Raw genomic sequence first — 7,482 nt, 5'->3', positions numbered from 1 at the left:
AACCGCTCACGGTCGTTGGCTGGTTGTTAAAGAGCTAGTTTTTTCACGAGAGTCACATATATTTCTCATATAATCTGGGGTTGTCATATTTAGATTTTTCTAATACCCTCGTGATATGCTCATAATACTGTCATCATTGTAAAACTACATTTTGGAGATACCAATGAATAAAATCTTTCGCTACATCATAATCGGTATGGTTATCGGTGTGTTGCTGGTTTCGGTCTTTTCCGGCGGTCTCGCAGCTGGTTATTTAATAAAAGAAAATGTCCCCGCAGATTTGCTGTCTTTAGCAACTGCGCCGACGCCCATGCCCGAAACCACCGAAGCGACCCCCGACGAACTCACAACCCTCTTTACCCCCTTCTGGGAGGCCTGGCAAATCGTCCATGACGACTACGTAGATCAACCCGTCGATGATCTGAAATTGATGCAGGGTGCCATTAGCGGGATGCTCGATTCTCTTGGTGATGAACATACCTCTTATATGGATCCGCATGTCTATACCCAGGCTACCAGTAGTATGGAAGGCTCCTATGATGGAATCGGCGCATGGGTTGATTCGACTGGCGATTACCTTGCCATTGTCAGTCCAATGCCCGGATCTCCCGCTGAGGAGGTTGGACTGAAACCTGGCGACCTGGTTATCGCGATTGACGGCGAAGATATGACCGGCATCGATGGCGATCTTGTTATCCGAAAAGTGCTGGGGGAAGCGGGTACAACGGTAGAGCTTACAATTCGCAGAAAAGGTGAATCGGAGCCTCTCAAGTTCAATGTCACGCGCGCTCATATCACTATTCCCAGTGTAGAAGGTGAATTGCTTGAAGGCAATATCGGCTATGTCCGAATCTTCACCTTTGGGACCAATACCACTCCGGAATTGCGTGCCACGCTCGAAGATCTCCTTGATGAGGGTGCAGAAGGTTTTATCGTTGATTTTCGTAATAACGGCGGTGGGCTTCTGGTTACAGCCATTCAAGTTGCCTCAGAATTTATCCCCGGGGGTGAAGTTGTCCTTTATGAACAATATGGCGATGGGACCCGGGATACGCATAAGGCTTCCAGGGGCGGTTTGGCGACCGACCTTCCGCTTATTCTGTTGATGAATGAGGGATCGGCCTCTGCCTCTGAAGTGGTTGCGGGTGCCATTCAAGACCTCGGCCGTGGACAATTGGTTGGCGTTACCTCCTTTGGCAAAGGATCGGTCCAGAACTGGATTCCGCTTAATAACGATCAGGGTGCTGTGCGTGTTACCATTGCCAAATGGCTTACGCCGGACGAACGCACCATCCATGGTGTCGGCTTAAAACCCAATGTGGTCATTGAGATAACGGATGAAGATATTGAAGCCGAACGTGACCCACAAAGAGATAAAGCTGTAGAACTAATGCTGGAGCTCCTTGGCGCAGAATAAAACTTTGATATCTTTTCTGCGTAAATAAGTTAAGTTCCTCATTGAAATTCAGGAGATAACGATGTTTTTCAACCCCACTTATTGGCTTTATATGGCCCCCGGCCTATTGCTGGTGATGTTCACTTCATGGTATGTCAAGGCTGCCTACAAAAAATGGAGCCGGGTTCCGGCAAGCAGCCGCATGAACGGGAACCAGGCCGCCCAGAGATTGATCAACGCAGGCGGACTCTATGATGTGCAAATCGAAGGTGTTCGCGGTGAAATGACCGATCACTACGACCCGCGCTCAAAGACTTTACGTCTCTCGCAAGGTGTGGCACAGGGCGCATCGGTTGCCTCGCTGGCGATTGCTGCTCACGAACTGGGACATGCACAACAAGATGCTGAAGGATACTTTCCCTTGCAGATACGCTCCGCGATGGTGCCGATGGTTAATATCGGCTCCAACCTTGGCTGGATTCTGATCATGGCCGGACTCTTATTGAATTGGATCAATGTCGCCTGGCTGGGTGTGGCCTTTTTTGCAGGTGGTGCCCTCTTTGCCTTGATGACCTTGCCTGTTGAATTCAATGCCTCCGCCCGTGCCAAACGTCTCCTTGCTGAAACTGGTATTATTCAAACCGGGGAAGAACGACGTGGTGTGAATAACGTCCTCAATGCGGCGGCGCTGACTTACGTTGCGGCATTGGTCACATCTCTCCTGCAATTGCTTTACTATGCCAGCTTGCTCACTGGACGGCGACGCAGATAAATCTGTCAAAGCAGAAAAGAAGCTTAAACCTCCCGCCGTTTGGCAGGAGGTTTTTTTCTCCCCTATTTCCTGGGTAAGGTGTTTCAACGGTACCTCGTCTTTTGATATAGGAAATTAAGTAGAATATTTATCTGAAGGAGTTTTCAGAATGAAAGTATCAGAAATTAAATTAGAACCAACCATTGCCAATCGGCGCAGCCCACGCGCTTTTGACCCTGATCGGGGGATCAGCAAAGACACAATTATCCACCTGTTGGAGGCGGCTCGCTGGGCGCCTTCCTCAAGCAACTCCCAGCCCTGGCGTTTTATTCTTGGGCAAAAAGGCGATGAAACCCATCAAAAAATTGCAGCCTCGCTTTCAGAGGGTAATCGGATTTGGGCGGAAAATGCGCCCTTGTTGATCCTTGCAGTCACCCAGGAAGAGGGGGAGCGCGGAATCCAACGATATGCCTGGCATGATCTGGGGCTTGCCACAGCGCAGATGATCGTCCAGGCCTCAGCGATGGACCTCTACGCTCACGTGATGGCCGGCTTTTCCAAGGATCAGGCTCAAGCGGCATTTGATATCCCCGATGAATATGCGCCACTTACTGTGATCGCTTTTGGTTACCTGGGAGATATATCCGGTCTTCCGGAAAAGCTGCAAGAAAGAGAAAGCGCACCGCGTATTCGCAAGCCCCTTGAAGAAATCGCATTTCAAGGCAGTTGGGAAGAACCTTTGGCATAAGGTTTAGAAAAACAAGTAGGTCAAAAGTCTCTCGTGGAATTATGGGAGACTTTTTCTTTTCTCGCAAAAACTTCCTTCCATTTCTGTATCATCGTTGCTAAAAAACCTTTATAATTCCCCTCATGAAATCACAAGATATCCTCCCGGTTATTCTGTCTGTTGTCATTATCATAATCGTAGCGATCCTCGAGAAGCAGAGTAAGGTTATCGCAGCGATTACTGCCACGATGCCTCTGACTGCTGCGCTCGCATTATGGATTGTCTACACCTCTGCCAGTGGCGATAAAACTGCAACATCCCAATTCAGTCTGAGTATGATCTTTGGATTTATTCCAACATTTTTTTTCATGGTTGCTGCCTGGATCGCCTCCCGTGCCGGGATGAAACTCAGCGGAATATTATTATCAGGATATGGTGTGTGGGCGATTGGTGCAGTGAGCGTTTTTCTACTGCGGAAAACCCTGGGTTTAGGATGAAAAAGGGCGGCCATTTGGCCGCCTCTCTACAAAATACTTGCCAAAATCTACTTGATCCATTCGATCAAATCACCAATATTAGCAAGTAAAAAAGCAAGCACAGGCAAGAGCAAAGAATTCAGGAAATTCAATCCAGACCGGAAATTCAACGCTGAATTGGGAGTATTCTTAATACGGTCGTGATGATCCATTAATCTTTCCAGGCGTTCCAGGGTTTCCTTTTGGGGGATATCATCAATTGCGTAAAGCGATTCAATTTTTGTTTGCACCTCATTCAGAACATCCCATTTTGCCTTTGAGATTACGTCAGAAATATGCATTTGTCCTGCCGCATAGAGCAGTACAGTTGGCGCCCAGACAAAAACAGCAAAGACAACAGCGGCGTCCAGGTTCATATTCACATCCAAAACATTGATCTCGGTCAAGCCAATGGTCAAAAGAACAATATAAGCGATGGTGATATACATGATCGAAGTCAATAGCTTTGAAAGACGCCCGATTACTTCTGAGCTGCTAGGGTCGGTAGTATATAGATCAAATTTGTAGCGGCTAAGACGGGAAGGTAATTCGACGTAAAAAGGAAGCAAGTAATATGCCACCCAGACAGATTGAATACAAGCCAATACAACGACGACGATTGGGCCAATATGCATAGTAGCTGAAGTATTTATCTGCCAGTTTTTATATAGAATAAAAGCCAGCCCCGGTCCAAATATCAGACCAACCAATAAGGGTTTCCAGGCGATAAAATTACTCTCCAGCCAGTTTCCCAAATCATCTGCATCTGCTGCCGATTGAACTTTCTCTAAGATTGGCCCACGAAAGGTTTTTAGAAAAAGGCGCATATTGGCTTTGCTGGCGACAAGGGCCAAAGCACCCGCCCCTGCTGCCCATATACTTAGCCATAACTCTTCTTCAGAGAGAGATTCCTGCAAAATCAGGGAGGTTAGCCAGCCAACCAAAAAAGTTAGGAGCATGATGATCAGTCCATTCACCCAATAAGATGGTATCTCGTCGTTTTCTGCTGTTGCGTCTTTAGGCAAGAAGGATTCTCTTTTTGTCTTCGGAAATCTGGTCAGATTGCGTGCCAAAGCGCCCACACCGTCCAATAAATACTCAGGCAATGAACGATAACCCTGCATTTTCCTCCTGATCTTTTCCCTGGTATTGCTAAGCGCTTGTTCATCCATTTCTGCCTCCTCAATCGTCTCATACAGTATAGGATAATTTTACTCCGAATTCAAATCCTTTTTGACTGGGATTCCACGATAGAATAACGGTATGGGATTATCTGACCTCATCTCCCGCTGGCGTACGGACCCGGAAACTGCTCCCAATATTTCAACGTGGCGCACAACCCCAGCCCGTCCCGCCAAACGGGCACCCTTCCCTGAAGATCTACCACCTGCACTTGCAGATGCTCTGCGAGAACGCGGGATCGACTCACTCTACAGCCACCAGGCCGCCGCGTGGAAATATGCTCGTGCGGGGAAAAATATCGTTTTGGCAACCAGTACCGCCTCTGGCAAAACCCTGGCCTATAATCTGCCTGTATTGGCTACATTGGACGCAAACCCGGAAGCTCGTGCCATCTATCTTTTCCCCACGAAGGCATTAACCCAGGACCAACTGGATAACCTTCAAACCTTCCAACTACCCAATATTCACCCTGTTATTTACGATGGTGACACACCTAAATCCAAGCGTCCAGTGATTCGCAAAAACGCACACATCCTGCTCTCCAACCCGGATATGCTCCACACGGGCATCCTGCCTCACCACACCAAATGGGAGGAATTCTTCAGCAACCTGCGTTTTGTCGTCATCGACGAGATGCATACTTATAGAGGTGTCTTTGGCTCGCATGTCGCCAACGTCATCCGCCGCCTGAAGAGAATCGCAGCTTTTTATGGCGCTACGCCTCAATTCATTCTCACCTCTGCAACCATTGGAAATCCCGCTGAACTGGCGGAAAATCTGATCGAAGCCCCGGTTGAATTGATCGATGATGATGGCTCCGCACAGGGGGAACGCCACTTTCTGGTTTACAACCCGCCTGTCATTGACCCGGCCTTGGGACTGCGCAAAAATTCCTTGATCGAATCTGTCCGCCTGGCGGGCGATTTGCTCAGGGATGATCTTCAATCGGTCGTTTTTGCAAAATCACGCCGAAGTGTGGAAATTATCCTGACGCACCTCCGCTCTCTGGCCCCCACCTTTCATCCTCCCCCGCAGGCGGGGGAGGACCGAGGAGGGGGCATAAGGGGTTACCGTTCAGGCTACCTGCCCTCTCAACGCCGTGAAATTGAAAAAGGTCTTCGGAATGGGGATGTGAACCTCGTCGTGGCGACCAACGCCCTTGAACTGGGCATTGATATCGGCGGACTGGAGGCAGCCCTGCTGGTCGGTTACCCGGGCGGGATCGCGTCAACCTGGCAGCAGGCCGGAAGGGCCGGACGCGGCGATACGCCCGCTGTGGCGATCCTGGTTGCTTCGCCCAGCCCCCTTGATCAATTCCTTGCTCACCATCCCGAATATTTTTTCGCCCGCTCACCGGAGCAGGCGCTGGTCAACCCCGATCATCTGCTGATCCTGCTCAACCATTTGCGCTGCGCGGCCTTCGAATTGCCCTTCAAAGAGGGTGATGGTTTCGGATGCCTTCCAACTGAGACAACCTCCGAGTTCCTCGATTTTCTCGTCAGCGGGGGCGAGTTGCACGCCTCCGGGCAGAAATATTTCTGGATGGCCGATTCCTATCCGGCGGCGAGCGTTTCGCTCCGTTCTGCATCTCCGGAAAACATCGTTCTGCAAATTGAGGATGGCGGCCCACCGCGCGCTTTAGGCGAAGTCGATCTTGGCTCAGCCCCCTGGATGGTGCATCCGCGCGCCGTCTATTTGCACGAAGCCCAACAATATTTTGTGCAGGATCTCAATCTTGAGCAAAATGTGGCTACGCTGATTCCCGTCGCGCTGGATTATTACACCCAGCCCCAGCGTCAGACCGAAATCACCCTTTTATCACAATTAGAAAGTTCCCCTCTCCCGCGTTCGGGAGAGGGGTTAGGGGTGAGGGCAGATACGGCCTATGGTGAATTGCTGGTAACCGAGCAGGTGACCGGTTTCCGCAAGCGCAGTTGGGAGACCGGTGAAAATCTGGGGGATGAGCTGCTGGATCTGCCGTCGAATGATTTCCAGACGACCGGCTACTGGCTGGCGCTGGACGATAAAACGACCGCAACGCTGCGGGATGCCGGAGCCTGGTCTAACGATACAAATAAGTATGGCCCCGATTGGGCGCAGATCCGCGCGGCTGTCCGTGAACGGGATAGTTTCACCTGTCAGGTTTGTGGCCTGGTGGAGGATGGTCGCCAGCACGATGTCCATCATAAGATCCCCTTCCGCAATTTCGCCGAACGTGATGACGCCAACCGTTTGGAGAATCTGGTCACGCTTTGCCGCACCTGTCATCGTCAGGCGGAGCAAAATGTACGCATGCGTTCGGGTTTATCCGGGCTTGCTACCGTTTTGGGACACCTTGCCCCGCTTTATCTGATGACCGATAGCCGTGACCTGGGTGTTTTCGCCGACCCGGCCTGGACAGCCGCCCAGGGCAAACCCTCGGTGGTGCTCTACGATCAGGTTCCGGCAGGGATCGGATTTAGCCAGAAGCTTTTTGAGATGCAGGAAACCCTGCTCGCCAGCGCGCTGCAACTGGTGCAGGAGTGCAGATGCAAGGATGGCTGCCCATCGTGTACGGGCCCCGGCGGAGAGAATGGCAGCGGCGGGAAACGGGAGACATTGGCTATTTTGAGGGAGTTGGTGAGGTGAAAGATTTTCGTCAGAACAATACCCGCAGTGCATTGCCCAACCCGAACTGCAACGCACTCGGCAGAGTACAATGCGCTAGCGGGTCTAGTGAAACCACAGCATGGGTATAATTCGATACTTTTAGCGGGGCTTGAAAAACCAAACGAAGGGTATTAATTGGCGAAAATTTTTTTGGTAATCCGAACTGCAACGCACTTTCCGCTTCGCTTCAAGTGCAATGCAGTTCTCGCAAAAAGGAGGAAATATGCCACAGGCACGCCCAGAGTATTTAGAAGGGATTTAT

At 50.4% G+C, this 7,482-nt stretch carries 6 protein-coding genes; 5 read left to right on the top strand and 1 reads right to left on the bottom strand.

From position 1 onward, the window contains the following. Positions 1-163: 163 nt before the first annotated feature. From AC3DOM_RS13905 to AC3DOM_RS13890, 4 genes are all read left to right on the top strand, one after another. Positions 164-1,417 carry a S41 family peptidase gene (locus AC3DOM_RS13905; protein ID WP_487919644.1) on the top strand — a complete coding sequence of 418 codons (1,254 nt, stop codon included), beginning with the start codon at positions 164-166 and terminating at the stop codon, positions 1,415-1,417. A gap of 61 nt (positions 1,418-1,478) precedes the next feature. Continuing rightward, a complete protein-coding gene (locus tag AC3DOM_RS13900; protein ID WP_487919643.1) occupies positions 1,479-2,168 on the top strand; it encodes a zinc metallopeptidase in 690 nt (229 codons plus the stop codon). Positions 2,169-2,316: 148 nt separating this feature from the next. Then, positions 2,317-2,895, top strand: a complete 579-nt coding sequence (locus AC3DOM_RS13895; protein WP_487919642.1) for a nitroreductase family protein — start codon at positions 2,317-2,319, stop codon at positions 2,893-2,895. A gap of 122 nt (positions 2,896-3,017) precedes the next feature. Beyond that, positions 3,018-3,371, top strand: a complete 354-nt coding sequence (locus AC3DOM_RS13890; RefSeq protein ID WP_487919641.1) for a hypothetical protein — start codon at positions 3,018-3,020, stop codon at positions 3,369-3,371. A 47-nt stretch (positions 3,372-3,418) separates the two neighbouring features. On the opposite strand, the gene AC3DOM_RS13885 is transcribed toward AC3DOM_RS13890, so the two are convergent. Next, entirely contained in the window at positions 3,419-4,561 is a 1,143-nt protein-coding gene (locus tag AC3DOM_RS13885) for a hypothetical protein (RefSeq protein ID WP_487919640.1), read from the bottom strand. Positions 4,562-4,652: 91 nt separating this feature from the next. Between AC3DOM_RS13885 and AC3DOM_RS13880 the strand changes: the two genes are divergently transcribed. Continuing rightward, on the top strand, positions 4,653-7,199 hold the full coding sequence (locus AC3DOM_RS13880; protein WP_487919639.1) for a DEAD/DEAH box helicase: 2,547 nt from the start codon (positions 4,653-4,655) through the stop codon (positions 7,197-7,199). Positions 7,200-7,482: the final 283 nt, after the last annotated feature.

The sequence above is a fragment of the Candidatus Desulfolinea nitratireducens genome (assembly GCF_982879505.1).
Note: the sequence above shows the minus strand (reverse complement) of the source record. Positions and strands in the feature narration are given on the sequence as shown.

Excerpts from the sequence above, each read along its gene's own strand:
- AC3DOM_RS13900 (WP_487919643.1), top strand. The coding sequence starts at position 1,479 with ATGTTTTTCAACCCCACTTATTGGCTTTATATGGCCCCCGGCCTATTG.
- AC3DOM_RS13890 (WP_487919641.1), top strand. The coding sequence starts at position 3,018 with ATGAAATCACAAGATATCCTCCCGGTTATTCTGTCTGTTGTCATTATC.
- AC3DOM_RS13880 (WP_487919639.1), top strand. The coding sequence starts at position 4,653 with ATGGGATTATCTGACCTCATCTCCCGCTGGCGTACGGACCCGGAAACT.
- AC3DOM_RS13885 (WP_487919640.1), bottom strand. The coding sequence starts at position 4,561 with ATGGATGAACAAGCGCTTAGCAATACCAGGGAAAAGATCAGGAGGAAA.
- AC3DOM_RS13895 (WP_487919642.1), top strand. The coding sequence starts at position 2,317 with ATGAAAGTATCAGAAATTAAATTAGAACCAACCATTGCCAATCGGCGC.
- AC3DOM_RS13905 (WP_487919644.1), top strand. The coding sequence starts at position 164 with ATGAATAAAATCTTTCGCTACATCATAATCGGTATGGTTATCGGTGTG.